Source organism: Streptococcus cristatus (assembly GCF_008369405.1).
In the GTDB taxonomy this organism is placed as follows: domain Bacteria; phylum Bacillota; class Bacilli; order Lactobacillales; family Streptococcaceae; genus Streptococcus; species Streptococcus cristatus_G.
The window spans coordinates 375,985-400,275 of sequence record NZ_VSJJ01000001.1; the positions used below are offsets into that span (position 1 = coordinate 375,985).

A 24,291-nucleotide genomic window follows, 5' to 3' on the forward strand; every position below is an offset into this window, starting at 1 on the left:
CGCTACATCTATCCAGACGTTTCCAGAAAAAGTATATCATAAGGTACAGTTTTTGTAAAATATTTCAAGTGTATTATTGATAAAGTTCGGAAATTAAGAAAAACACGGTCGCCCGTGTTTTATTCTTTCTTATCTTTTTCTGAGTTGGAGTCTTCTGCCCCTCCGTCAACTGCCTTTTTAAACTCTGAAAACATTTTTCCAATCGACTGCCCTAGCTCTGGCAGACGTTTTGGTCCAAAAATCAGTAAGGCACCTAGGACGATAACGATAAGCCCTGGTAATCCAATGTCTTTTAAAATTCCCATTACGATGTTCTCCTTTTCTCAATCATTTTACTCAGTAAGATACTGACTTCATACAGCAAAATCAGTGGTACTGTCATTGACAAGTCACTGATGAAATCAGCCGGCGTCAAGATTACTGCTAATACTAATAAAACGAAATAAGCATAGCGTCTATATTTTATCAAAAATTGCGGTTTGAGCAAACCGATTGATGTCAGAAAGGCCACAATGACAGGCAATTCAAACAAGAAAGCAATCGGGATGGTCGTGTGAAATAGAAAGGACAGGTAGTTCTGCGCAGTCATCTGGATGGCAAATAAACCATCTCCTAAAGAGAGCAAAACTTGCAAAATAGCGGGGCTGACAAAGTAAAAACCAAAGGCCAAACCCAAGACAAAGCTGAAAAATGTAGCTGGTATGTAAGCAAAAATCGCCTTTGCTTCACTATTTCTAAGAGCAGGGCGGATAAATTCCCAAATCTGATAGACCATAAAAGGGAGCGTCAGTGAGAAAGCCCCAAGACTAGCCAGGCTAATATAAATCCAAAGAATGTCGTCTGGTCCCAATACAATCAGCTTCTGCTCAAAAGAAGCGGTCAGCCATTTGTAAATATCCGCTGCAAAAAGCAGACTGACCAGAAAAATCAAACCGAACCAGATTAAAACAGCTATAAAACGCCATCTAAATTCCGTCAAGTGTTCAACAACGGTCTGTTCCTTACTAGGCATCTGCTCGCTCCTTTTGCCGATTTCTAAAGGTCACATAGAGGACAACGACCAGAAAGATGGCTTGACTTAGAAGCACTTCAAGGCTCGGATAAATTCCCAGCCAATCAATGGTTGGAAGATGAGAAATCAAGTGACTAGGAAAAATGGCTGTTAATTGCAAGGCATGAATGCTGACACCTAACATTTTAAAGGCCAAGGCGTAGATCAGCCAAGTTAGACCAAAGAAAATCCGATGAGGCCGAATGAAACTGCTGGCCTTGGTCATTAGAATTGCGAGCAAGACTAAAACCAAGATAGCGAGTCCCAGTCCCAAAAAGAAGTCTAGAGTAGTAATTCGTGGTAAAATGCCTGCATAGAACAAGATGGTCTCCGCCCCCTCACGGAAGACAGCGAGAAAGCTCAGAGCAAACATGGAAATAAAACTACCACTGGCTGTCACTGCCTGCATCTGACTTTCCATGAAGTCATTCCACTTCTTGACAGAGGACTTGCTGTGGAGCCAAATGCCGACCAAAATCATCATGACAACCGCAAAAATCCCCACTGCCCCCTCAATGATTTCACGATTAGAGCCAGAGGCGACGGCTGGAAAAAGAGTCTGTAGCAAAATGGCAATGACCGCACTGGCTAGTACGCCCAAGCCAGCACCAGTATAAACCCATTTGAGGCCTTTTTTCATCTTGGAGGCCTTGAGCGTCGTAACAAGTGCCATCACAATCAAAAGAGCCTCAACGCCCTCACGCAGCAAAATCAGCATGGCATCAAAGAAAGTATAAGACCCGCTAGTGTCAATCTGTTCTAGCTCACTAATCAAAGACTCTAGCTGGTCTTGATACTCCTTGTCCTTACCCTTCACCATGATGACAGGCGACTGGCTTTCTACTTTGGTATAGAGGGAAGGATTTTTAGTGCTGACATCTCCTTCAACGCTTGGCCAAATCGTGATAAATTTCTTCATCGCAGCCTTGCCCTGCTTTTCGTCCCCCTTTTGGAAAGCAAGCAGAGCCTTTTTCAGAAGGCCTATACCATCTGCCAGTGTAAGATTCTCACTGCTAGCAGATGCCTCTTCTCCCTTGACAAAGCTATCAATCGCAGCTGTCAGGTCATCATAGGAAGTTTGAATGGCTTCAAAATCCGTTGGCTCCGTCTCGATGGCACTCCGTAAAAAGGAAATGGCCGTCTCCACCCTGCCATAATGAGCCGTACTATGATCCCGCACCACTCCTTCATTAGCGGTCCAAGTCGAATTCATTTTTTTATAGGCTTCACGAATCTTTTCAAGATCCTTGCTCTCAATCGCTGCCTGAAGAGCTTGAAATTTTGATTCTAGTTTATTGACCAGCTTGGTTTTTTCCGCCTCTAGATCAACGGGATTCTGCTCCTTTTCAAAAGCTAAAAGAGCGGCTGAAACCTTGGTCAACTTGTCCTCTGTTACATCGCCCGAGATAGTCAATGCCTTGCTGACTTCTTTTCCTGCAGCTGAGTCATGCTTGCTTAAAGCCTCAAATTCAGTCTGTATTTCCTCCAGCAATTGTTTGGCACTGGCTTGATCACCCTTTTGAACAGCGGTGCTAGCATCCGTGATCTTGATAAAAAGACTGCTGTAAGAATCCTCAGCTGATACAGGCTGAGCTAGGAGCAAGAGAGTCATGAGCAAAAACAGGACTTTATTCAAATAATTTCTGACCAAGATATTCTCCTTTTTTGACACCGCCGAAGCAAGCAAACAAGCCACTGCCCACATGGGTGACATATTCATTCATCTTATCCTGTGCTCCAAGATTGGTCTGGACTTTGATAAAACTGTCGGGATCCTTTTGGAAAGAGATAAAAAGCAGTCCTGTATCAAATTGACCCGTTGTTTCGTCAATCCCATCCGAATAAGAATAGGAACGGCGATAGAGAGGCTTGTCCACTTCTTTAGCTAGCCGCACATGTGCATCAACTGGAAGCAAGTCCAAGTCTACCTCGTCAAATTCATTCTTCTTACCAAAGGGCGCTCCGCTCTCCTTATAACGACCAAAGGTGTTTTCCTGCTCTTGCAAATTGGTCCGATCCCAAGTCTCAAGAAACATCTGGATTCGACGGACAGCCATATAAGAGCCACCCTTCATCCAGTCCTTGCTATCACACCAAACCACCTTGTCAAAATCTTTCTCCTTGGTGACATTAGCCGTGCCGTCTTTAAAACCAAATAGATTGCGGGGAGTAGACATACGATCGCCAATAGCAGCAAAGCCAGACTGGCTCCATTTCATAGTGACAGCATTTCGCGCTTTACGAACCAAATTGCGAACAGCATGAAAAGCCACCTGTTCATCATCCGCGCAAGCTTGAATGACAATATCACCGCCAGTATATTTCTCTTTTAGTTGTTCTTTAGGGAAAGGAGGCATATCACGAAATTCCTTGGGCTTTTTATCCTCCAAGCCCATTTTTTTCAGGAAAGAGGCGGAGACTCCAAAGGTCAAGGTCAGTCGATAAGGGTTGAGGCCGACCGTTTCTCCAGTATCCGTAGGAGGCAAGAGAGCATTAGAACCATCTTTTTTGACCAGCTCTCCATTGACCAACTTTTCACTGTAAGCGGTCCAGTCCTTGAACATCTGGATAATGGTCTCCCTATCCGTCGTATGCAAATCCAGAATGACAAAATAGATATTCTTCTGCATAGCTGTCGTAATGCCAGCTTGATGCTCACCGTAAAAACTGATTTCTTCCTTACCGTCAGCAAATTTCTTATCTTCCTTCGCTTGATTAGCGAAAAAAGCAGATGCACTGGAGACACCCAGCGCTAAGCCTGCACCTCCAATCCCTGCTTTTTTAAGAAATTCCCGACGATCCATTTTTTTATTAAACCATTTTTCGTCTTTGGTCATCTTCTTACTTCCCATCTAGGATGATTCCCATTTGCGAGAGAGGTTCGCCCAGTTTTGTGACAGCTTCTCCTAGCTCTTTGGTATCTTCCTTGCTCAATTCGGTATAAAGTTTATAATTTTCAGAGTCCGTCATCTGCTTGTCTAGCAGACTATTGACATTCTTGAACTCAGTTTCTATACTTTTTACCAGTTTTTCATCTTTCTTCGCAATCAAAGGTTTAAAGAGTTCAAAAATCTTTTCTGCCCCTTGAATATTGGCACGGAAATCATATAGATCCGTATGGGAAAAGATTTCTTCTTCACCAGTAATCTTGCTGGTCGCTACTTCGTTGAGCAGGTCAACTGCACCAGTCAGCATGATGTCTGGCGCAACCTCAACAGTCGCAATTTTAGCCTTTAATTCTTTAATGTCATTGACCAGCTGATCTGCATATTTCTCTGTCCCCGCTGTTGTGTTACTTTCCCACAGAATTTTTTCAATTCGGTGGAAGCCTGACCAGCCTTCTTCGGTTTTGTTTTCATCTAGATAGTCAGCTAAGCGGAAGTCGATCTTGACATCAGACTCTCCGAAGCTCTCAGCAATAGGCTCTGAACGCTCGTAGCTCATACGAATCAAGGGATACATTTTCTTAGCTTCATCAAGCTTGCCTTCTTTGAGCGTATCTCTGAACTTCTCCGTATCCGTCAGCAATTGGTCGATTTCTTTCTGTACAAAGGCCTTATACTCTGTTGTTACCTTATCCAAAGCTTTCTGCTCAGAAGCCGAAAGACTCGTTTTGGCTTCCGAACTGCTGGCATTTGTAGTTGAGTTTTGATTGGCAGTACAACCAGTCAGTAAAATAGCTGTTGAAAATAGAACGATTCCTAGTTTTTTCATCTTGACTCCTTTATTTTCCCTAAAAGGGGCGAATTCATATAAATTATAACAATTTATTTCTCATATTTCAATAAATTGTCAGATAATTATAATAAAACTATTTTTTCCGAGTCAAGAAACAAATATTTTAAAGTAAGATATCTTTAATTTTGCCAATTTCTGTTTTCTTAACGACTACATAAATCGTATCTCCTAGGTAGAGACGACTGGCTCCGTTGACCGTCTGAGTCTTGCCCTTATGGATATTCATGGTGATTAAAACGCCGTGTGGCAGCTCCAACTCATGCACTTGTCGCCCTGCGATCTTTTCTGAAACCGGAATTTCAATCAAGGTTGTCTCACCGTCATCTTCAATTCGATCTGGCAACATTTTTTCAAGCATGGCTTCATAGACAGGTGCTCCCTTTAGCAGATCCATAGCAATATAGGCCATCAGAGTGACCAAGCCCAGTGGCATAAGGTTACGGATATCTCCCACCATCTCCGTCACGAGAATCATAGCCGTTAGCGGAGCTTTGGAAATGGCGCCAAAATACCCACTCATTCCCAAGATGATAAAAATTGGAAATTGTTCCTGCGTGATGAAACCAGCTTCTACACAGAGAGCTCCAATTGCTGCGCCTAGTAAAGAGCCCAAAGCCAGAATGGGCAGGAAAATACCACCAGGAAGTCCGCTGCCATAACTCATCATGCTCCATACAAAACGGAGTAAGAAGAAGAGAAGTAAGGTTCCAACTGTGTAATGTGCACTCGTCAGAGACAGAATCAGCTGATTGCCACCGCCCAGCAAATGAGGCAGAAAATAGCCAATCGGAACGATCAAAACAAAGGCAAAAATCGGATAATAATTTTTCGGCAGCCTAAAAAATTTTCCCATAGCTTCATAAATCAGATGAATATTGAGGACCGCTTTTTCATAGAGAAAGCCAGCCAAGCCCAAAAACAAGCCCATTAAAATATAAATCCAGTACTGCTCCAGCCCCATGAAAGGAATATTATCTGGCATGTCCAAAACAGGAGTCAGGCCGAATATAGACAGAGAAATGAAATTTGCCACCAAACTTGCCGCCAAGGTTGAAACCCAAAAGAAGCGGGAAAAATGATGGTAAACTTCCTCAACGACAAAGAGCAAACCTGCAATCGGTGCATTAAAAGCCGCTGCCAAACCCGCAGCTGCACCGCTGGCAATCAAGGCCCGTTCTTCCACTGGACTCAAGTTCAACCACTTAGAGATACCTTTGCCGCTCATCGCCCCTAACTGAATACTCGGACCTTCACGCCCCAGCATCAAACCGCTGGAAATCGCCAAAATACCAATTAAGAATTTTTTCCAGAGAATACTCCACCAAGAAAGTGACATCAAGCCTTTCAACTCAGCTTCAACCTGCGGAATCCCCGAACCGTTTATGTCCTTTTCCGAAGCCACCAATCTAGCATTTATAAAGACAATAAAAGCATACAAGAAAAGTAAGCCCACCAGCCAAATCCACTCGCTCCTGCCCATCACATAAGCAGACTGAACCAAGTGAAAACTTTTCTCAATCAAAAAACGAAATGCTCCCACTACTACCCCAGCAAAAATGCCCACCAGAATCCCCCTGGACACTTGGGAAATAATGGAGCTGGACATAAAATTAAATTCTTTTTTCGTATCAGAAATTTGTTCTTTTTGTTTTATCATCATTTCTCTCCCAAAGACCTTATAGCAACATTTTAGCACAAAATATAGGCCAGAAACAAGGCGATAGCCATGAACATGTTGCTTTTGAATGTAAAACTTTTAACATCAACTTTATCAGATTTAAAAGAATGCCAAAAATGCAGTTTAGACATCAAAAAACGACCTTGAGGGTCGTTTCAGAACGTAGACAAACTCTATCGGTAATTAAAAAAATGTCCTTATCGAGGTTGGTTGTCAAATAGTGAAAACTCTTAGAAATGCTGATCTAGTGCTATTTTTAAGAGTTTTTTATTTTCTCTAGTAAAAGAAAAAGATTGAAGAAAATTGTCCAAAATGGACTTTGTCTTCAGTCTGAAAGCCCACTGTTGTAGGCTTTCTATAAGATATTTCTTAAATGTTGTATAGCAAAAAATAGACAGGGCTAGATTTCTTTAGATACTCTTAACCCTTGATACATAAGGGTCAACAGGGAATTTAGTTTTATTCTGTACTCTTAGGTTTTCTTTCTATCTAAGCAAAAAGAGCTTTTTCAGCTCTACCAATCGACGAGTTCAGCAGGCAAGAAACTAGCACGGTCAAACGTGCTTTTTTATTAGGAAATCAAGGTAGACGTTTCTAAAAGCAAACAAACGTATATATGTTTAGTAAATTTCTCCATCACTCAGCATTTGTTTTATGTTTGGGATCTATACGGGTTATATTAAAATAGTTTTCACTATTGTAATATCCAAACACTCTAAATGAATTACAATCTTTCCCGTAATGTACAACATCTTTGTTATTGATGGTTTGTGTTACCCCACCTTTTGTTCTCAAATACAGTTTATCTACTTGAGTTATCGTTAATTTCTTTCCAATAGTTATATCAATGAAGTTGTGTAAGGCTTTAATATCTGCAGCTTTCAAGTCTTTAAATGCGAATTTGTTATCTAATTGTTCACTAATTGAAAATTTAAAAGGAACATCTCGTAAAGCTGTTAACGAAGCGCCCTTACTAGAAGAAGCACTATTTTTGTTTGTTAGTTTCTTCAATAATTAGTCTCCAATATAAATTGAACGATAGTACTCTTTCATGTCTTCGGCATTAATCGGTTCATGACTAGGTTCTGTTTCCCCCAAACCTTTACGAGCATTTATCCAAGGAAGTTCACTATGTGTCAATGCTTCTAATTCGTTTGCAGATTTTGACCCGTATGTAATCCATACAGATTCCAATAAATCTAATGTCTTATTATCAAACAAATCTGAATTATCTTCTGTTTGTTCAATATCATTCCACCCAAATTCTTTATATCTGCTATACAATTCTGGAGAGACAGGACCATGTACCCACGCCTCAAATGTTGTATCAGATATAAGAGAGTCATTAAACAATGCGTGACTCCAAGCTTCAAAATAATAAGAAAGTTTTTGTAACTTTTTAGGAGTCATTGCTTCTTTTGATAGAAACCAATCAGAAATATTAAAAATGCTATATTTTTTCATCTCTTTTCTACTCCTTTCTAAAAAAATTATAACAGCTCACTATACTTATGTCAATCTATTTCGCTTTAAAATTAAGTTAAAACATATTTTTTAAAATATATTTTTCAGACTGAGGCTGGGACAAAAGTCCTAGCCTCTCAATTGTCTTCGGATTGTCGAGCAAGACGCAGTGGTTGAGTGGGCTCCACTAGGCTGATTTCATCAGCTTTTACAGCCCTACTCAACTGTGCGGAGGTGGGACGACGAAATCGAATTCTAACAAATGACCGGTTTCTGTCCCACTCTCATGTTTAAATTGACAAGTCTTCCTGATCAATCTTGTGTGCTGTTCGATAAGCTTGATAGAAAATGAAGACAGCCACAGCAGTCATGGCAGGAACGATGACTGGGATATCTGTTTCAATAGAAGTCAATGGAGAGTTCCATAGGAAATGGAGTGCAAAAGCTGATAAGAAATAAAATAGTCCAGCTTTAAAGTAGGTCTTCTGCGTCTTGGCAAATCGGAACATCAGGGCTAAGCCGATAGTGGTCAAAGCGGTGTAGAGCCAGTGAGAAGCTACCCCACCAGTGATACGGCCTAAGATACCAGAGATAGTGAAGGAGAAGCCTTCAGGCAGGTCAGAAAGGATGTATGAGAAATCTTCACTGATTTGGAAGCCCATGCCAGCTGTAATTCCTAGCAGTAAAAAGCCTTTAAGTTTTTTGACTGGCACTAGATAGACAGCGAAAGCAACTGCCAAAAGCTTAAGCGGCTCTTCAACCAGCGGAGCAGCGAGGGCATTTTCCAGATAACTAATCACGGTATTTGGAAAGCTCGTGCTGACCCACTCGTGGATATAGGTATTGGCCAAGCCAGAAGTCCAGCCAGAAATGAAAAGACCGCCCAACAAAGCTACACCTAAACTCAATGCAGGCGTCTGCCATTTTTTACCCAAACTGCGAATCAAAAGCAGAGCTGGGATGATATAAAGCAGCGCCAAGAGGGCTGACAGTCCGACAATTCCATAACCAGTACCTGACATACTGCCAGTAGTATAAGCTTGTGTCTCGTATTCCAAGCCGATTGCGCTCAGAAGGAGAAAAATGAAAAGAACAATATTTTTCTTCATAAGTAACTTTCTAAAATTTTATTTTCATCTTAGTATAACAAAAAAATCTAAAATAGAACTAATTTTAAGACTCATTAGAATGATTATTAATTATTGTACTAGTTGATAAACACATAATATATATGCCTCATTCTGTATTGTATTGACAATTCAACTTGATAAAACAAGCGACAAAAAAGTCCCTTATCGGGACTTTCATTGATTATTTTTCAGCTGTAAGTGCAGCCATTGTGATGTAGTTGTATGGTTTATTGAAGTGTGGCAAGAAGAATAGGTCTGTCAAGGCCAATTTATCAATTGTCACATGCTCTTGGATAGCAAGTGAGAACATGTGGATTCCCATGCTGATAGCAGAATCACGTGATACCATTTGCGCACCAAGGATTTCGCGACTGTCTTTATCAAAGACAATCTTGATGGCAACTTCGTGGTTGTCATGTTTCATGAATTCTGGTTTTTGAAGATCGTTAAAGCCTGTTTCAGTTGCATTGTAACCAGCAGCTTTTGCTTTTTCAAGAGTCAAACCAGTTGAAACCATGTGAAGTCCGTAAATTGAGATACCATTTGAACCTTGAACACCAATTCCTTCAAGTTCATGACCACAAGCGTTGTAAGCACCAACGATACCAGTACGTACAGCGTTTGAAGCAAGTGCGATGTAGCTAGTGTCTTTACGAGCATTATCATAAACAGTCGCACAGTCACCAACAGCGTATACACCTGGGATAGATGTTTCCTGTTTCTTGTCTACAAGGAAGGCACCGTTGCGGAAAAGTTCAATCTTACCATCAGCAAGAGCTGTGTTTGGACGGAAACCAACTGCAAGAACAACCATGTCCACATCAAATGTTTCTTTGTCTGTTACCAAGCGCTCAACTTTGCCATCGCCTTGAATAGCTTTTACTGTTTGACCAAGTGCCAAGCGGATGTTATGGTCTTCCAAGTTCTTCGCCATCATTTGAGTGAAGTCTTTGTCATAGTAGCCGTTCAACACAGTGTCCACGATGTCAACAAGGACAACTTCTTTCCCAAGACGTTCAAAGGCTTCAGCAAGCTCAACACCGATGTAACCACCACCAACAACAGCGATACGCTCAAGGTGTTTGCTCTTGTCAGCAAGTTTGTTGATAACTTCTTCAGCATTTTGGTACAACTTAACAAATTGAACATTTTCAAGAGTTGTCTTGAATTCGCGGTTACCTTTGACAATTTCAACACCTTCGATTGGAGGCAAGATTGGAGTAGATCCAGTCGCAAAGATCAATTTGTCATAAGATTCTTTGTGCTCTTTTCCTTCCACTTCTGCTGTAACAACTTTGTTGTCATAGTCGATTGAAAGAACTGGTGAGTTCATGTAAACTTTAGCACCTTTTGCTTCCAATTTTTCTTTATCAGAGTAGAACAAGCCTTCAGCACCGTCGATTTGCTCACCAATCCAAAGCGCCATTCCACAACCTAGGAATGAGATATTTGAGTTTTGGTCAAATACAACGATTTCATTTTCATGACCAAAGTTATCCAACATAGTGTTGATACATGCAGTACCTGCATGGTTAGCACCAACTACAACAATTTTACTCATAGAATAATTCCACCTTTAAAATTTAATTTACCAAACTAGTATATCATGTTTCTGTTAGCGTTTACAAGATATATGCTCAGGATTTTTAAAAATATGGCAAATAAATTCGATTTCTCCATAAATTTAAGCAAAAAATTTCAATTTTTCTGAAAATAGTATATATTTACAATTGTGAAAACGGTATCTTTTTGGTATACTAATAGAGACGATTAGGAAATTTAATAAGGAAGGTTGTGATAAAAGTGGATCTTAAGTCTAGATCCATCCATTTAATGGGATCAACTATTACTATTTCGATTCTCCATGAAGATGCTGACAGTCTTCTGGATCAAGTGTTTTCACTTCTTAGATTGTACGAAAAGCGTTTTAGTGCAAATGATGACAGCTCTGAGCTCATGCAAATCAATCACGCTACTGGCAAACATGCCGTCTGCGTCCATCCTGATCTGTTTGAGCTGATTGAGTTGGGAAAAAAGCATAGTCTCGCTCCAGACAGTCATCTCAATATTACCTTAGGTCCCTTGATTCAAACTTGGCGGATAGGCTTTGCGGATGCGAAAGTTCCCAGTCCCAAAGAAATCAAGCAAGCGCTGGCACTCACTGACCCTGAGTGTATCGAGTTAGATGCAGCTGCCTCCAGTGTTTTTTTGACAATGGAAGGCATGAAAATCGACTTAGGCGCCCTTGCCAAAGGCTATATCGCAGATAAAATCGCTGCTTTTCTAAGAGGAAAAGGTGTCACTTCTGCCCTCATCAATCTTGGTGGAAATATCTTAACCATTGGTCTAAATGAAAAAAATAATCGTTGCTGGCGGATTGGAATTCAAAATCCAAGCTTGCCACGTGGAAACAACCTAGCTCTTCTGTCCGTTCAGAATCAGTCTGTCGTGACTTCAGGGATATATGAAAGAAAACTGCAGGTAGATGGCAGGGTTTATCATCATATTTTTGACCGTACCACAGGCTACCCAGTCGACAATCAACTAGCTAGTCTCACGATTGTTTCATCAAAGTCCGTCGATGGTGAAATATGGACGACCCGTTTATTCGGGGAAAGCCCTACTTCCATCTTAGAGAAAGTCGAACAAGAAAATGGAATCGAAGCCTTCGTTATTACAGAAAATCATCAAACTTTTTATTCATCTGGTCTCACCCCAGAAATCTTATCCTAAATCCAGAAAGGAACCTACTATGTTAAAATTTATCGGTCTAGTTGGTACAAACTCAAAGAAATCAACCAACCGCCAACTCCTTCAGTACATGCAAAAGCATTTCGCTGATAAAGCAGAAATCGAGTTGATTGAAATCAAAGATATTCCTATTTTCAACAAACCGTCTGATATGCAAGTTCCAGAGATTGTTAAAGAAATCGCTGCGAAAATCGAGGCTACTGATGGTGTTATCATCGGAACGCCTGAATATGACCACTCTATTCCTGCTGTACTTATGAGTGCCTTGGCTTGGTTGTCTTACGGTATCTATCCATTACTTGGTAAACCAGTGATGATTACAGGAGCCTCTTATGGAACTCTGGGTTCATCTCGTGCCCAACTACAACTCCGTCAAATTTTGGATTCGCCAGAACTCAAAGCTTCTGTTATGCCAGGTTCTGAATTCCTACTTTCTCACTCACTTCAAGCCTTTGATAAAAATGGAGACTTGATTGACCTCGAAACCATTCAAAAATTAGACGCTCTTTTTGATGACTTCCGTTTGTTTGTTAAAATTACAGAAAAGTTATCAAGTGCCCAAGCACTTCTTCATCAAGAAGCTGAAAACTTTGACTGGGAAAAATTGTAAGAACTAGAAGGGAAAGAATCACATGAAATTTGTTGGACTTGTCGGCTCAAATGCAGACCAATCATACAACCGTAAATTACTAGAATTCATCAGAAAACAATTTAAACTGAAATTTGAATTAGAAGTCTTGGAAATTTATGAAGTTCCACTCTTTAATCAAGATGAAAAATGGGACGAATCCTTCCAGCTGCGCCTTTTGTACAACCGCATCACGCGCGCTGACGGTGTTATCATTGCCACTCCTGAGCACAACCACACCATTACAGCAGCTCTCAAGAGCGTCCTTGAATGGCTCTCTTATGAGGTTCACCCATTTGAAAGCAAGCCTGTCATGATTGTGGGAGCTTCCTACTATGACCAAGGAACGTCTCGTGCCCAAGTACATTTGCGTAAGATCTTAGATGCTCCAGGTGTCAATGCCTACACGTTACCAGGAAATGAATTCCTTCTTGGTAAAGCGAAAGAAGCTTTTGATAATGAAGGCAATATCACAAACGAAGGCACTGTTAAATTCCTTGAATCTTGCTTAGATAACTTTGTTAAATATGTTGAGGTAGTCTCAAAATTGAAAAAACCTAAACCAATTGCTCCTGAAGACTTAGATGTCACGAATCCAATCGCAACAACCATAACAGAAGTTGACCCTGACGATCCAGAATGGGTAGAAAAAGCTGCAAAAGCTGTCGGTGCTGTTTCTGGCGATACGTATGTCAAGCTTGACCATGGTATCCTGACTGTTAACCAAATCGACATGTTCTTAAAGGCTATGCCGTTTGAGTTGACTTATGCAGATGATAACAACCAGTTCCTTTACTATAACAATGCTCATCAAGATCCAGACACTATGTTTGCTAAACGTGTACCATCCCAATCAGGTGGCCGTCTCTCAACTCTACACAACTCTCTTCCCGCTGCTCGCATGAAGAACGTAGAATGGGTAGTTGGTGTTCTTCGTAACGGTGATCAGGAATACGTTCGTACAATCGTGCCTGGCTCACCAGCAGGTGTTATCAATACCCACAACTACCAAGCAATGTACTATCCTGACGGATCTTACGCTGGTATCAACGAAATAGTCTTCAACTTCCAACCTTGGCTAGATTGGTATCTAAAAACAACTGGTCAACGCTTGGTTGGAGGAAGTGGTCCTTTTGCTCCTGCAGCTGCAGCAGCCGATGCCACTTCTGGTGCTTCAGATACTGGCGGTGGTCACGGCGGTGGAGATGCCGATGCAACATCTGGCGCTAGTGCTTAATCAGAACAGAATGAAAAGAATGGATTTGAAAATCCATTCTTTTTCTTTATTTTATTTCATCTCCTTGAAGGCCTTTTCTGCTTCTTCATTGCTGATTGATCCGAGTTGGATTTTTGCAATTTTTCCTTGGCTATCAATCAAAATTTCTGTTGGAATGCTGCGAATCTGATAGGCTTGGAAAGCTGTCGCTCCTTTGTCAAACAGAACAGGAACGTTTTTGTAGCCTTGGTCTGCGAACCATTTTGGAAAGTCCTCTTCGGATTTTTCTCCTTGAATCCCCGGCGCCACAACACTCAGAATTTCAAAATCTCGATCTGTTCGCGCAGCCAATTCTTCTAAGTCTGGCATGCTCTGACGACAAGATGGACACCAAGAAGCCCAGAATTTCAGATAGACTTTTTTTCCACGATAATCCGAAAGTTTGACAGTTTTTCCATCCATCGACTGAAGAGTGAAGTCCGGTGCCTCCTGGCCAACTGCAACCAGCGATTGGACACTTGTATTGGACTGACTTTGACTATCCATCCCCTTTTCATCAGATGAACAAGCTGATAGTGTCAGAAAAGCTATCGAAGCAACAACTAGCGAAAGAATTTTTTTCATCTTTTTCTCCTTTTATCCAAAAATTCCTGATAAAGCATTTAACTGCCCGAGCATGAGAAGGATTCCCATAAAAATGATTAAGGCTCCTCCAATTTTTTTCATTAGCCCCATATAGGGTTTGATTCTTGAAAAATAGCGCATAACGAAGCTAGAAGCTAGAGCTAAGATGAGAAATGGTAAGGCCATTCCCAAAGTATAAACCAATGTTAGGAGCGCTCCTTGGATAGCTCCATTTCCGCCAGAGGCAGCTAGAGCCAGAACCGAACTAAGGACAGGGCCAATACAAGGCGTCCAACCAAAACTGAAACTAATACCAAGCAAAAAGGCTGACAGAAAATCATTCCGACGACTGTTCTTCTTAAATTCCACATTTTTCTGGAATTGTAACTGCCTGATATTAATCAGCTCCATCTGGTGAATTCCTAGCAAAATGATGATAATCCCCATTAGATAACGGAATTTCTCATCGTAAATCACTCCACCTAGGAATCCCGCACCGAAGCCTAATAGAAAGAAAACCAAGGAAATTCCAGCAATGAAACAGAGGGTCTTGATCAGACCAGTCCAAGCGATCTTTCTGCCTAAGAACTTGACTTCTCTAGGCTCTTCTTCATCCAGCAATATCCCTATGTAGACTGGCAACAAGGGAAAGATACAGGGTGAGAAAAACGAGAGAACTCCAGCCAAAAAGACCGAAACAAAAAATAAACTAGACTCCATCCCAACCTCCTTTAAGATGTGTTTTCAATATTATTATAACAAACGATTTAAATTTTTCCACATTTTGCTACACTATCCTCATTCTTGTATAATTTATCGGAGAAGCCATCTGTGAAACTCCTATTTCGTTCCTAAACAGCAAAAAAGAGAGTGGGACAGAAATCGGTAATTCGTTAGAATCCGATTTCGTCGTCCCACCTCCGCACAGTTGAGTAGGGCTGTAGAAGCTGATGAAATCAGCCTAGTAGAGCCCACTCAACCACTGCGTCTTGCTCGACAATCCAAAGACAATTGAGAGGCTAGGACTTTCGTCCCAGCCTCTTTAATATTGAAGGTTAGCGAACTTGATTATCTGAATCTAGCGGCAAGTAAAGACAAACCTGGGTAAATTTATCTGGTTCGGATTGGATTTCCATATGGTAGTCGTCTCCGAACTGCAATCTTAAACGTTGATCAACATTTTTCAGACCTACACCACCTAAGCGAAGGAGAGTCGCATCTATAGAGGCGTTGACATCAAAGCCACGGCCGTTATCATAGATAGAAAGTCTCAGTTGTCCTTCTTCTACTTCCGACGTCACCCTAATCATGCCCTGTCGGTCAATTTCCTTGATGCCATGGTAGATGGCATTTTCGACCAAAGGCTGAAGTACCAGCTTGGGCAGTTTATAATCAGCTATAGATTCATCCTCTTCAATCTCGTACTGGAGCTTGTCGCCATAGCGCTGCTTCTGGATAAAAAGATACTGACGAACGTGATCAATCTCATCTCTAAGAGAAATCTGTTCATGCCCTTGATTAAGCGCCAAGCGGAAATACTGAGCGAGTGATTGTGTTACCTCAACAACACGCTTGCTGTCGTTAAATTCAGCCATCCAGACAATCGTATCCAAGGTATTATAAAGGAAATGGGGGTTAATTTGAGCAGAGAGAGCTCGGAGCTCATAGCGGCGGACATTTTGTTCTTCAGTCTTGACTGCTTCCATTAGTTGTTCGATTTGGTCCAGCATTTTATTGAATTGCTGAGCCAAGTCAACCAACTCTGGAGACCCCTTTGCTTCCGCTCGTAAATTTGAGTCACCTGCCCCAATCTTCAGAATGACAGCCTGCAGATTCTGCAGAGGTTTAATCCACAAACGCAGAACAAACCAAATACCAGTCAAGCAAAGCAGGAGTGCTAAAATGCCCATTCCTACAAAAGAATAAAGCATCTGTGACTGAAGCATCTGTAATTGCTCTAATGAGGCAACGCCAATTAAAGTCCAGTCGCTGTCCGCAATATCAATCTGGTAGACAAAAGCCTGTTTCTGGTCTGCGTAACCGTCCTTGACCGAGATATAGGGCTGCATAGCTTTCATTTCCTGACTGGATGAATAAACACTCTTCTTGGGATGATAGACAAATTCATGCTGGCTGTTGACAATAAAGCTAAAACCCTTCTTCCCGAGCTGAAGCCGATCCAAATAGGCTTTGAGACTCTTATAGCCGATATCCAAACGCAAAACACCGAGATTCTGCCCTGCTTCATCCACTACTTCCTGAGTGACGGAAACAACCCACTTCTCCTTCTCTAATGCTAGAGACTCCTTGCGAGCAGGAATCAAGACAGGCATGGCTCTGGTATGGACGGCTTCCTGATACCATTTTTCATTCATCATATCAGAGGATGTCTGCATGCTGATTTTAGAATCTGTCGAGACCACGCGCCCGTCCTTAGTAACCAATACTGCCGACACCAAATCCGGATCTGTCTCAATGATGGTTTTCATCAAAGACTGAACTGACGTTTCGCTGCTTTCTTGATTCTGAGCATACTTCCGAATCGTTTCTTCCTTGCTCAGTGTGGAGGTGGTTCGTTTTAATTTCTGCAAATAGGAAGCAATGAACTGCCCGCTTTGCTCCATACTATTACGAGTCGTCCGCTCTGTCAGCTGCCGAATGGTTTCTGAGCTAGTCTGATAGTAAAGACTCCCAACAACCCCCAAGAGTAAAAGAACCAGCAGAAAAATATAGACAATCAACTGGATCAGAAGCGGATACCGTTTCATTTCTCCTCTCCTTTTTTAAACTGCCGAGGTGTCAGCCCAACCACCTGCTTGAAGCGCTGAGAAAAATAGTTCATGTCGTCAAAACCTACCTGCTCTGCTATTTCATAAATCTTCAAATCTGTAGTTAAGAGTAAGAGTTTTGCTTTTTTCATCCGCTCTTGAATCAAATAATCTTGAAAGGGCAGGCCTAATTCTTTTTTGATAAGAACACTTAGATAGGACGGACTAAACCCCAATTGAAAAGCCAAACTTTTCAGGTTTAATTCTGAATCAGCTAGACGCGCATGAATAGCCTCTTCCAACTCAGAGTGCTGTCCCTGATCGACCAAACTTTGAATCTGGGCTTTTTTGCGCTCCTTATCAAGCTTGGTCTGCAGCTTGGCCAACATCTCCTCAACATCATCTTTGGAAAACGGCTTGAGAAGATAATCATCTGCACCTAGCTTAATGGCCGTCCGAGCATAGTCAAAATCATCATAGCCCGTCAGAAAAACGATATGGCATTTAGGAGCCTGGTCTCTAACTAGCTTGGCCAGTTCGAGGCCGTTCATCTTTGGCATATTGATATCAGTCAGCAGAATGTCAGCAGGATTTTCCTGAAATTTCTGCCAAGCTTCTATTCCATTTTCAGCTTGGGCAATGACTTGCATACCAAACTGTTCATAGTCTACCAAGGACGCAATCCCCTGTCTGACCAGATACTCATCCTCTACAATCATAATTGAATACACAAGGTTCAACTCCTTATTTTTACTGGATTTATTATAGCAAATTTTCGATCAAAATGCTCTTAAACATAATCCAAAAGATAACCGTAGCCCTTCTCCTCCATCTCAGCTTTTGGAATGAACTTAATTGACAGACTATTGATGCAATAGCGCAAACCGCCCTTGTCCTTAGGGCCATCAGTGAAAACATGGCCCAGATGTGAATTTCCAACCCGACTGCGAACTTCTGTCCGTGTCATGTTGAAACTCTTATCTTCTTTGTAAGTCGCAACATCTGGACTGACAGGACGGGTGAAACTCGGCCAACCGCAGCCAGAGTCAAATTTATCCTTTGATGAAAAGAGAGGTTCTCCTGTCACCACATCCACGTAGATACCAGCATCGAACTTATCCCAATAGCGATTAGAAAAAGCTCGCTCTGTGTCATTCTTTTGTGTGACTGCGTATTCTTCTGGAGAGAGCTTAGCCTTAATCTCTTCATCACTAGGCTTAGGATAGCGACTAGCTTCGATAACTGGGTAAGCAGCTTGATTGACATCGATATGGCAATACCCATTAGGATTCTTTTTTAGGTAATCCTGATGATAATCTTCTGCCTTGATAAAGTTTTTCAGAGGTTCTTTTTCAACGGCCAAAGGCTTATCATATTTCTTGGCGACTTCATCAAAGACCTGATTAATAGTATCAAGATCAGCTTCGTCCTTATAATAAACACCCGTTCGATACTGGGTGCCTTGGTCGTTTCCTTGTTTGTTTTTGGAAGTCGGATCAATGATACGGAAATAATGAAGTAAGATTTCTTTGAGAGATATCTTTTTAACGTTATAGGTAATTTTCACCGTCTCAGCATGACCAGTTTGGGAAACTAATTCATACTTGGTTGTGTCGCTCTTACCATTTGCATAGCCAGACTCAGCATCAATGACACCTGGTACTCTAGAGAAATATTCTTCTACACCCCAGAAACAACCGCCAGCCAGATAAATCTCCCGCTTATCTTCTTCCTTGACGTCTTCTTTCTTTTGTTTGGTCACTTCTGTCTTACTCATAGAGGCTTTCTTGATCTGTTCAGGAGATGATTGCTTACCATTCCCTGCAATCACATAGACCAGTCCAAAACAGAAAAGCAAGCCAATTAAAACCAGAAAAATTTTCCATTTTCCTTCCATTTTCTTTACTCCTTTCTACTTGATTTCCTTTAGTGTTTTTTCAATATCTTCCTTGCTCATATAGCCAATATGCGTCTTGGCAAGAGAACCATCGCTACCTACGAAGAGAGCAGATGGATAAGAGCGAATACCGTATTCTTTCAGTAATTCTCCCTTAGTATCCATAAGAACTGGCATGTTCTTGTAATCCAAAGACTTATACCATTCCTTGAAATCATCAGCAGACTTTTCTCCATTAAAAGTCGGAGACACCACCGTCAGGACAACATAATCTTTTCCAGACTGTTCCTTAGCCAAATCATTGGTATCTCCAAGTGTGGATAGACAGATAGAGCACCAAGAAGCCCAAAACTTTAGATAGACTTTCTTGCCTTTAAAATCAGACAGCTTATAGGTCTTGCCGTCCACTCCTTGCAAAGCGAAATCCTTAGCCATTTTTGTAGCTTGGTTAGAATTTGACTTGCTAGTCATGGAACTTTTATCATTTTTGGAAGCTTCCGAATTCATTTGCTGATTTGAGCAAGCTCCCAATAAGCCGACGCAAAGCAGCCCTACGGTTAATAGAGACAGTTTTCTCATAGTATTCTTTCCTCTCCAAACAAGGAGAAAGCCGACAAAATTGACGACTTCCAGCCTTATTGATAATTTTATTTATCAGATGACATTTCAGATGAATCTTTCATTTCATCCTTCATGCTTGAATCACTAGATTTCATGTCATCTTTCATATCAGACTTACTGTCGGACATCATAGACGAGTCCTTCATCTCATCCTTTTTCATTTTATCATCAGACATACTAGAGTCTTTCATATTCTCCTTCTTCATGTCATCTTTTTTCATATCATCCTTCTTCATCATGCTACTGTCATCCATCTTTTTCATGTCTGAATTTGACTTTTGACTGGAGCAAGCAGCCAAGGCGAAGATACTAAGAGTAGCCATTGTAAGAGTAGCGATTTTTTTCATGAGATTTCTCCTTTAATTATATAATATTTATCCAAATAATGACGCTAAAGCATTTAGATTTCCGAGCATAAGTAGAATTCCCATAAGAATGATGAGAACTCCGCCAACTTTCTTAAGTGTTCCCATATAAGGTTTGAGTTTTGCAAAGCGCTGTAATACCCAACCAGAAGCTAAAGCCATGGCTAGAAAAGGAAGGGCTAATCCAAGTGTATAAACCAACATAAGCAAGCCTCCTTGAAGAGCGCCGTCTCCCCCAGAAGCAGCAATCGCTAAAACAGAGCTCAGAACAGGCCCAACACAGGGGGTCCAACCAAAGCTAAAAGTAATCCCTAAAATGAAGGCATTAAGCAAGTCACTCCGTTTACTATTCTGTTTAAACTGGATGATTTTTTGCTTTTGCAGCTGCTGGATATTGATGACGCCCGTTTGGTGGATTCCCAATAGTATGACAATTCCACCCAAAAGATAGCGAAACCAAGGGGCGTATAGGACTTGCCCTAAAGCACCAGCACCGTAGCCCAAGACTAAAAATACAGTCGACAATCCCGCTATAAAGCAGAGAGTCTTGACCAAACCGTACCAAGAAACCTCTCGTCCTAGAAACTTGAACATCCTTGGCTGGTCTTCATCTAACAAGATTCCTACATAAACCGGCATAAGCGGTAAGATACAAGGGGAGAAAAAGGAAAGAATCCCTGCCAGAAAAACTGAAATAAAGAACAAAAAACTTGTTGCCATTTCAAAAACCTCTCGATCATTTTCTGACTATAGTATAAAATAAAAATCCCCCTAAAAATAGGGAGATAGATTTGAAAAAACTTGAATTTGATTTTATCTTTTCCACACCATGAGTTAAAAGCGTTCACTACTTACTGAGGATCTATGTTAAGTTGAGAGCAAATGTAAAAGTGCTTCCTAGACCACACTGGCTTTCGACCGTTATTTCTCCACCCAGCTGATGAGCCAACTCACGCGCAATAGCAAGACCTAGACCATGCCCGCCTGTCTTCATATTACGAGATGTTTCCACACGGTAAAGGCGTTTAAAAATCTTATCCAAATCTTCGGGAGCAATGCCCTGTCCTTCATCTTTCACACTGATTGTCAAGACTTGCTCAGTTAATTGAGCCGTAACCTCAATTTTAGTTCCTGGGTCTGAATACTTAAAAGCATTATTTAGCAAGTTGACCAAGATACGGGAAAGTTTGTCATAATGACTCTTAATTTTTGCTGACTCAGGAGACACTTGAATGTAAATGTCCCGCTCTTCCTGCTCAATCAAGAGTTGAAATTCACTCATAGCCTCGATCAAAAGCTGGTCTATAAAGACTATTTCGGCTTCTCCATCTGATTCTGATCGAGGCTGGGCATTAAGAGTCAAAACATCCAATTCTTCCACTAGTTTATTTAAACGCTCTGTCTGACGACTAATGGTTGTTAAATAATGAATCTGCTCCTCTTCCTTGATCACTCCATCCAAAATACCCTCCACAGTCGCCTGAATAGAGGTGATGGGAGTTTTAATATCGTGAGAAAGCTGGGCAATCATCATTCCCTTTTCGCGCTCACTTTCATCAAGTGATGCAAACGTTTCTTGCAAGTTATGAGACATATCATTAAAAGCCTGACCCAACTCCTGAAATTCAATAGGTCCCTTGGCTTCAATCTCTGTTCCAAAATCCTTGCTGGCTATATCCTGGGCTTGTTTTTTCAGATGCCGAAGGGAAGAAAATACTGGCGATAAGAGAATGAGACTGACTGCTGCTCCAATAAAACTAGCAATCAAGGTCATTCCAACTAGGAAATAAATCTCGCTTTTTACAATCAACATTCGCTGGACTGCCCAGAAAACGAGTAAAATGGTTAATAGACTAGAAATCAGATACCCCACCAGAATGTAACTTTTTAATTTCATTTTATACCTCGTGCTCCTTCCATTTTATATCCCAGACCCCAGACAGTTTTGACGGCAGGAGTGTCTGAACTGGCATACTTGGTCAATTCCTGTCTCAGAGCATGGATATGAACATTAAGGGTATTGGTATCATCTACGAAATCTTCCTGCCACACCTTCTCGTAAAGCTCCGTCTTTGAAAAAACTCTCTCAGGATTGCTAGCTAAAATCCAGAGCAGTTCAAAGGACTTCACTGTTAATTCCAAAAAATGCTTCCCGATGCGAACCTCATGAACCACATGATTCATCACCAAATCACCGAGCTCAATTTGTTCTGTCTCGTCCCCACGCTGAATACGACGCAAGATATTATTGACTCTTAGAACCAGCTCGCGCGGACTGAAAGGTTTAGAGATAAAGTCATCCGCCCCCAAGCTCAAGCCATAAATCTTATCCTGCTCGCTGGTCTTAGCCGTTGTAAAGAGAAAAGGTTGATCAGGTGCGATAGACTGAACCTCACTGATAAAGTCATAACCGTCCATATTTGGCATCATGATATCTGTGATGATCAGGTCAACAGATTTCTTTTTAAAAAGATCTAATCCCTCCACGCCATCTCGAGCCACTAAAACCTGATAGCCAGCCTGCACAAGATAGCGCTTTTGGATATCTAGAATATCCATCTCATCATCAACGAGTAAAATTGTCTTTCCCATTTGCCAATCTCCTGATAAAAACAGTGTTATACTGGCTTTAGTATAACACTATTTTTAGTAATTTTTAAATGATTTGAACCTTAATCTTCTTGTTTTGCTTTCAAACCTAGAAGGCTAAGAATTCCTGCCAAGGCTAGTCCTAAGAAACCAATGGTAGCTGTAGCTGTTTGAGCTTCACCAGTGTTTGGTAACGTAGGCTTATCATTTTTTTTCATTGTATCTACCATCGGCTTAGAGGTTGGGCGTTCCACCTTCACATCAGTCATGCTATGATCCACTTCCTTCGTACCCTTAGCTGTACTCATAGAATCTGTTGCAAAAAGCTTCTTATTCATCTGACCTTCTTGAGATGGTGTTGTAGCCATTTCTTTTCCATGAAGCTGAATCGTTACTTGACGAGTCGCGATAAGATTTGTCAAATCTGGTTTGCCATCTTTGGCACCATAAACTTTGACAGTAGCTTGGTAACTGTGAGTGCCATTGGCACGAAGTTGGTCGAGAAGGGCTTGTCCGTCTTTACCTGTCGTGTTGCCGTTCAAATCTACTTCGTAGAAGTATTGACCTTTGGCCAAGCCTTCAAGCGGCAAGAGGGCTGGATTATTCGCTGTGCCATTGTCAGACCATGGTGCCTTGTCAGAAGATTTGAGCAAGAGACGCGTCAACATGCCGTCGCCACCGAAAGCTTCATACGGGATGACTTGGTTAACACCCGCCAAGAATGGACCAGGAACATTCGCTTTTTCTAGGTAGCTGGCTGGAACATCGATATGGTCTTTAATATTTTTAGTGACTGAATCTTTGACTGCTTCTTTTGAAATGAGGCCATTCATGTCAACCGTCACATTTTTTGTCGCAACAAGATTGCTTAAATCTGGTTTGCCGTCTTTGGCGCCATAAACTTTGACAGTAGCTTGGTAACTGTGAGTGCCATTGGCACGAAGTTGGTCGAGAAGGGCTTGTCCATCTTTACCTGTCGTGTTGCCATTCAAATCCACTTCGTAGAAATATTGACCTTTGGCTAAGCCTTCAAGCGGCAAGAGAGCTGGATTGTTCGCTGTGCCATTGTCAGACCATGGTGCCTTGTCAGAAGATTTGAGCAAGAGACGCGTCAACATACCATCTCCACCGAAAGCTTCATACGGAATGACTTGATTAACTCCTGCCAAGAATGGACCGGGAACGTTCGCTTTTTCTAAATAGCTGGCTGGGACGTCTACTGAGTCCTTAGTATTTTCTTCAACTCCTTTTTTAACTTCATCTTGAGTCGTTACTGATTGAGAAATAGCTGCTTCACGAGCTTGATTTGAAACTACATCAAGAGTTGCCACTGGCTTAGCTTCTTCTTTCTGATTGGTAACTTCTGCAATATTCTGTTCTTCTTTGGTTTTTGTTACTTCTTCCTTTGGAGCTGACTGATTTTCAGGAAGAGTTGAATCCACTCCTTCTTTTAAAACTGTCTCTGGCAACTCATTCTTTTCTAGTGATGATGAATCTGTTTGAAGAACTTCAGTCGGAGTCGTAGTGAGAACATCTGCATGAACAGTGTTTGGTTGACCAACTAGCAAAAAGAAACCACTGGCAACTACGACGGAAGCCACACCTACGCTTAAACGACGGATTGACCAGCGAGCATACTTTTGATTTAGGTTGAATTTCATAAGATTCTCCTTTAAGTTTGTTTTTTTGATGACTTTAGTATAATCTCCTAAGATTAAATGGAGATAAGAAATAGTTAAAATTTCTCTTAAATCTATCTTATAAAATGCTT

The 24,291-nt window shown here is 41.3% G+C and carries 24 protein-coding genes; 3 read left to right on the plus strand and 21 right to left on the minus strand.

Features of this window, described 5'->3' with window-relative positions; genetic code table 11:
- Positions 1-119: 119 nt before the first annotated feature.
- The 10 genes from FXF62_RS02005 to nox form a co-directional block, all read right to left on the minus strand.
- Positions 120-305 carry a twin-arginine translocase TatA/TatE family subunit gene (locus FXF62_RS02005; protein WP_061423004.1) on the minus strand — a complete coding sequence of 62 codons (186 nt, stop codon included), beginning with the start codon at positions 303-305 and terminating at the stop codon, positions 120-122.
- On the minus strand, positions 305-1,012 hold the full coding sequence (gene tatC, locus FXF62_RS02010) for a twin-arginine translocase subunit TatC (protein WP_149517459.1): 708 nt from the start codon (positions 1,010-1,012) through the stop codon (positions 305-307). The genes FXF62_RS02005 and tatC overlap by 1 nt, the downstream gene beginning before the upstream one ends.
- Positions 1,005-2,702 (minus strand): FTR1 family iron permease, encoded by a 1,698-nt coding sequence (locus tag FXF62_RS02015; protein ID WP_149517460.1) that lies wholly within the window; start codon positions 2,700-2,702, stop codon positions 1,005-1,007. Before FXF62_RS02015 ends, tatC begins: the two co-directional genes overlap by 8 nt.
- The gene (gene efeB, locus FXF62_RS02020; RefSeq protein WP_149517461.1) at positions 2,680-3,888 is read right to left on the minus strand and encodes an iron uptake transporter deferrochelatase/peroxidase subunit; all 1,209 of its coding nucleotides are present in this window, start codon (positions 3,886-3,888) and stop codon (positions 2,680-2,682) included. Before efeB ends, FXF62_RS02015 begins: the two co-directional genes overlap by 23 nt.
- Before the next feature lie 4 nt (positions 3,889-3,892).
- Complete coding sequence (efeO, locus tag FXF62_RS02025) at positions 3,893-4,765, minus strand: iron uptake system protein EfeO (protein WP_149517462.1); 873 nt, start codon at positions 4,763-4,765, stop codon at positions 3,893-3,895.
- Positions 4,766-4,892: 127 nt separating this feature from the next.
- The gene (locus FXF62_RS02030) at positions 4,893-6,449 is read right to left on the minus strand and encodes a ClC family H(+)/Cl(-) exchange transporter (RefSeq protein WP_187984209.1); all 1,557 of its coding nucleotides are present in this window, start codon (positions 6,447-6,449) and stop codon (positions 4,893-4,895) included.
- Between the two features lie 654 nt (positions 6,450-7,103).
- Positions 7,104-7,478 (minus strand): MAG6450 family protein, encoded by a 375-nt coding sequence (locus FXF62_RS02035; RefSeq protein ID WP_149517463.1) that lies wholly within the window; start codon positions 7,476-7,478, stop codon positions 7,104-7,106.
- Positions 7,479-7,481: 3 nt separating this feature from the next.
- The gene (locus tag FXF62_RS02040) at positions 7,482-7,931 is read right to left on the minus strand and encodes a Panacea domain-containing protein (RefSeq protein ID WP_149517464.1); all 450 of its coding nucleotides are present in this window, start codon (positions 7,929-7,931) and stop codon (positions 7,482-7,484) included.
- 290 nt (positions 7,932-8,221) lie between these two features.
- Entirely contained in the window at positions 8,222-9,040 is an 819-nt protein-coding gene (locus FXF62_RS02045; RefSeq protein ID WP_149517465.1) for a PrsW family intramembrane metalloprotease, read from the minus strand.
- Between the two features lie 202 nt (positions 9,041-9,242).
- Positions 9,243-10,622: a H2O-forming NADH oxidase gene (nox, locus tag FXF62_RS02050; protein ID WP_149517466.1), complete on the minus strand. Its 1,380-nt coding sequence runs from the start codon at positions 10,620-10,622 to the stop codon at positions 9,243-9,245.
- 242 nt (positions 10,623-10,864) lie between these two features.
- Here nox and FXF62_RS02055 point away from each other — a divergent pair, with 242 nt between their 5' ends.
- From FXF62_RS02055 to FXF62_RS02065, 3 genes are read left to right on the plus strand one after another with little or no spacing between them, the layout of a single operon-like run.
- Entirely contained in the window at positions 10,865-11,794 is a 930-nt protein-coding gene (locus FXF62_RS02055) for an FAD:protein FMN transferase (protein WP_262881571.1), read from the plus strand.
- Between the two features lie 19 nt (positions 11,795-11,813).
- Positions 11,814-12,422 carry an NADPH-dependent FMN reductase gene (locus FXF62_RS02060; RefSeq protein WP_149517467.1) on the plus strand — a complete coding sequence of 203 codons (609 nt, stop codon included), beginning with the start codon at positions 11,814-11,816 and terminating at the stop codon, positions 12,420-12,422.
- Between the two features lie 22 nt (positions 12,423-12,444).
- Positions 12,445-13,677 carry an NAD(P)H-dependent oxidoreductase gene (locus FXF62_RS02065; RefSeq protein WP_149517468.1) on the plus strand — a complete coding sequence of 411 codons (1,233 nt, stop codon included), beginning with the start codon at positions 12,445-12,447 and terminating at the stop codon, positions 13,675-13,677.
- Positions 13,678-13,728: 51 nt separating this feature from the next.
- Here the strand turns inward: FXF62_RS02065 and sdbB are convergent, their stop codons facing one another.
- The 11 genes from sdbB to FXF62_RS02125 all read right to left on the minus strand — a co-directional run bounded on the left by sdbB (position 13,729) and on the right by FXF62_RS02125 (position 24,181).
- Positions 13,729-14,280, minus strand: coding sequence for a thiol-disulfide oxidoreductase-associated lipoprotein SdbB (sdbB, locus tag FXF62_RS02070; protein ID WP_149517469.1), 552 nt, complete (start codon positions 14,278-14,280; stop codon positions 13,729-13,731).
- Between the two features lie 12 nt (positions 14,281-14,292).
- Positions 14,293-15,000, minus strand: coding sequence for a thiol-disulfide oxidoreductase-associated membrane protein CcdA2 (gene ccdA2, locus FXF62_RS02075; protein ID WP_015604720.1), 708 nt, complete (start codon positions 14,998-15,000; stop codon positions 14,293-14,295).
- Between the two features lie 335 nt (positions 15,001-15,335).
- On the minus strand, positions 15,336-17,048 hold the full coding sequence (locus FXF62_RS02085) for a cache domain-containing sensor histidine kinase (protein WP_149517470.1): 1,713 nt from the start codon (positions 17,046-17,048) through the stop codon (positions 15,336-15,338).
- On the minus strand, positions 17,045-17,779 hold the full coding sequence (locus tag FXF62_RS02090; protein ID WP_149517471.1) for a response regulator transcription factor: 735 nt from the start codon (positions 17,777-17,779) through the stop codon (positions 17,045-17,047). Before FXF62_RS02090 ends, FXF62_RS02085 begins: the two co-directional genes overlap by 4 nt.
- Before the next feature lie 59 nt (positions 17,780-17,838).
- A complete protein-coding gene (gene msrB, locus FXF62_RS02095) occupies positions 17,839-18,945 on the minus strand; it encodes a peptide-methionine (R)-S-oxide reductase MsrB (RefSeq protein ID WP_037615671.1) in 1,107 nt (368 codons plus the stop codon).
- Between the two features lie 15 nt (positions 18,946-18,960).
- Entirely contained in the window at positions 18,961-19,524 is a 564-nt protein-coding gene (locus tag FXF62_RS02100) for a redoxin domain-containing protein (RefSeq protein ID WP_149517472.1), read from the minus strand.
- Between the two features lie 68 nt (positions 19,525-19,592).
- Complete coding sequence (locus FXF62_RS02105) at positions 19,593-19,913, minus strand: hypothetical protein (RefSeq protein ID WP_149517473.1); 321 nt, start codon at positions 19,911-19,913, stop codon at positions 19,593-19,595.
- A gap of 27 nt (positions 19,914-19,940) precedes the next feature.
- A complete protein-coding gene (ccdA2, locus tag FXF62_RS02110) occupies positions 19,941-20,651 on the minus strand; it encodes a thiol-disulfide oxidoreductase-associated membrane protein CcdA2 (protein WP_149517474.1) in 711 nt (236 codons plus the stop codon).
- A gap of 142 nt (positions 20,652-20,793) precedes the next feature.
- Positions 20,794-21,828 carry a sensor histidine kinase gene (locus tag FXF62_RS02115; protein ID WP_149517475.1) on the minus strand — a complete coding sequence of 345 codons (1,035 nt, stop codon included), beginning with the start codon at positions 21,826-21,828 and terminating at the stop codon, positions 20,794-20,796.
- Entirely contained in the window at positions 21,825-22,523 is a 699-nt protein-coding gene (locus FXF62_RS02120) for a response regulator transcription factor (RefSeq protein ID WP_149517476.1), read from the minus strand. The genes FXF62_RS02115 and FXF62_RS02120 overlap by 4 nt, the downstream gene beginning before the upstream one ends.
- An 80-nt stretch (positions 22,524-22,603) precedes the next feature.
- Positions 22,604-24,181, minus strand: coding sequence for an SSURE domain-containing protein (locus FXF62_RS02125; protein WP_149517477.1), 1,578 nt, complete (start codon positions 24,179-24,181; stop codon positions 22,604-22,606).
- Positions 24,182-24,291: the final 110 nt, after the last annotated feature.

Coding starts and splice junctions, on each gene's coding strand:
- efeB (WP_149517461.1), bottom strand. CDS start 3,888: ATGACCAAAGACGAAAAATGGTTTAATAAAAAAATGGATCGTCGGGAA.
- ccdA2 (WP_015604720.1), bottom strand. CDS start 15,000: ATGGAGTCTAGTTTATTTTTTGTTTCGGTCTTTTTGGCTGGAGTTCTC.
- FXF62_RS02005 (WP_061423004.1), bottom strand. CDS start 305: ATGGGAATTTTAAAAGACATTGGATTACCAGGGCTTATCGTTATCGTC.
- FXF62_RS02060 (WP_149517467.1), top strand. CDS start 11,814: ATGTTAAAATTTATCGGTCTAGTTGGTACAAACTCAAAGAAATCAACC.
- FXF62_RS02040 (WP_149517464.1), bottom strand. CDS start 7,931: ATGAAAAAATATAGCATTTTTAATATTTCTGATTGGTTTCTATCAAAA.
- FXF62_RS02125 (WP_149517477.1), bottom strand. CDS start 24,181: ATGAAATTCAACCTAAATCAAAAGTATGCTCGCTGGTCAATCCGTCGT.
- FXF62_RS02065 (WP_149517468.1), top strand. CDS start 12,445: ATGAAATTTGTTGGACTTGTCGGCTCAAATGCAGACCAATCATACAAC.
- ccdA2 (WP_149517474.1), bottom strand. CDS start 20,651: ATGGCAACAAGTTTTTTGTTCTTTATTTCAGTTTTTCTGGCAGGGATT.
- msrB (WP_037615671.1), bottom strand. CDS start 18,945: ATGGAAGGAAAATGGAAAATTTTTCTGGTTTTAATTGGCTTGCTTTTC.
- tatC (WP_149517459.1), bottom strand. CDS start 1,012: ATGCCTAGTAAGGAACAGACCGTTGTTGAACACTTGACGGAATTTAGA.
- FXF62_RS02120 (WP_149517476.1), bottom strand. CDS start 22,523: ATGGGAAAGACAATTTTACTCGTTGATGATGAGATGGATATTCTAGAT.
- FXF62_RS02115 (WP_149517475.1), bottom strand. CDS start 21,828: ATGAAATTAAAAAGTTACATTCTGGTGGGGTATCTGATTTCTAGTCTA.
- sdbB (WP_149517469.1), bottom strand. CDS start 14,280: ATGAAAAAAATTCTTTCGCTAGTTGTTGCTTCGATAGCTTTTCTGACA.
- nox (WP_149517466.1), bottom strand. CDS start 10,622: ATGAGTAAAATTGTTGTAGTTGGTGCTAACCATGCAGGTACTGCATGT.
- FXF62_RS02105 (WP_149517473.1), bottom strand. CDS start 19,913: ATGAAAAAAATCGCTACTCTTACAATGGCTACTCTTAGTATCTTCGCC.
- FXF62_RS02045 (WP_149517465.1), bottom strand. CDS start 9,040: ATGAAGAAAAATATTGTTCTTTTCATTTTTCTCCTTCTGAGCGCAATC.
- FXF62_RS02030 (WP_187984209.1), bottom strand. CDS start 6,449: ATGATGATAAAACAAAAAGAACAAATTTCTGATACGAAAAAAGAATTT.
- FXF62_RS02085 (WP_149517470.1), bottom strand. CDS start 17,048: ATGAAACGGTATCCGCTTCTGATCCAGTTGATTGTCTATATTTTTCTG.
- FXF62_RS02100 (WP_149517472.1), bottom strand. CDS start 19,524: ATGAGAAAACTGTCTCTATTAACCGTAGGGCTGCTTTGCGTCGGCTTA.
- efeO (WP_149517462.1), bottom strand. CDS start 4,765: ATGAAAAAACTAGGAATCGTTCTATTTTCAACAGCTATTTTACTGACT.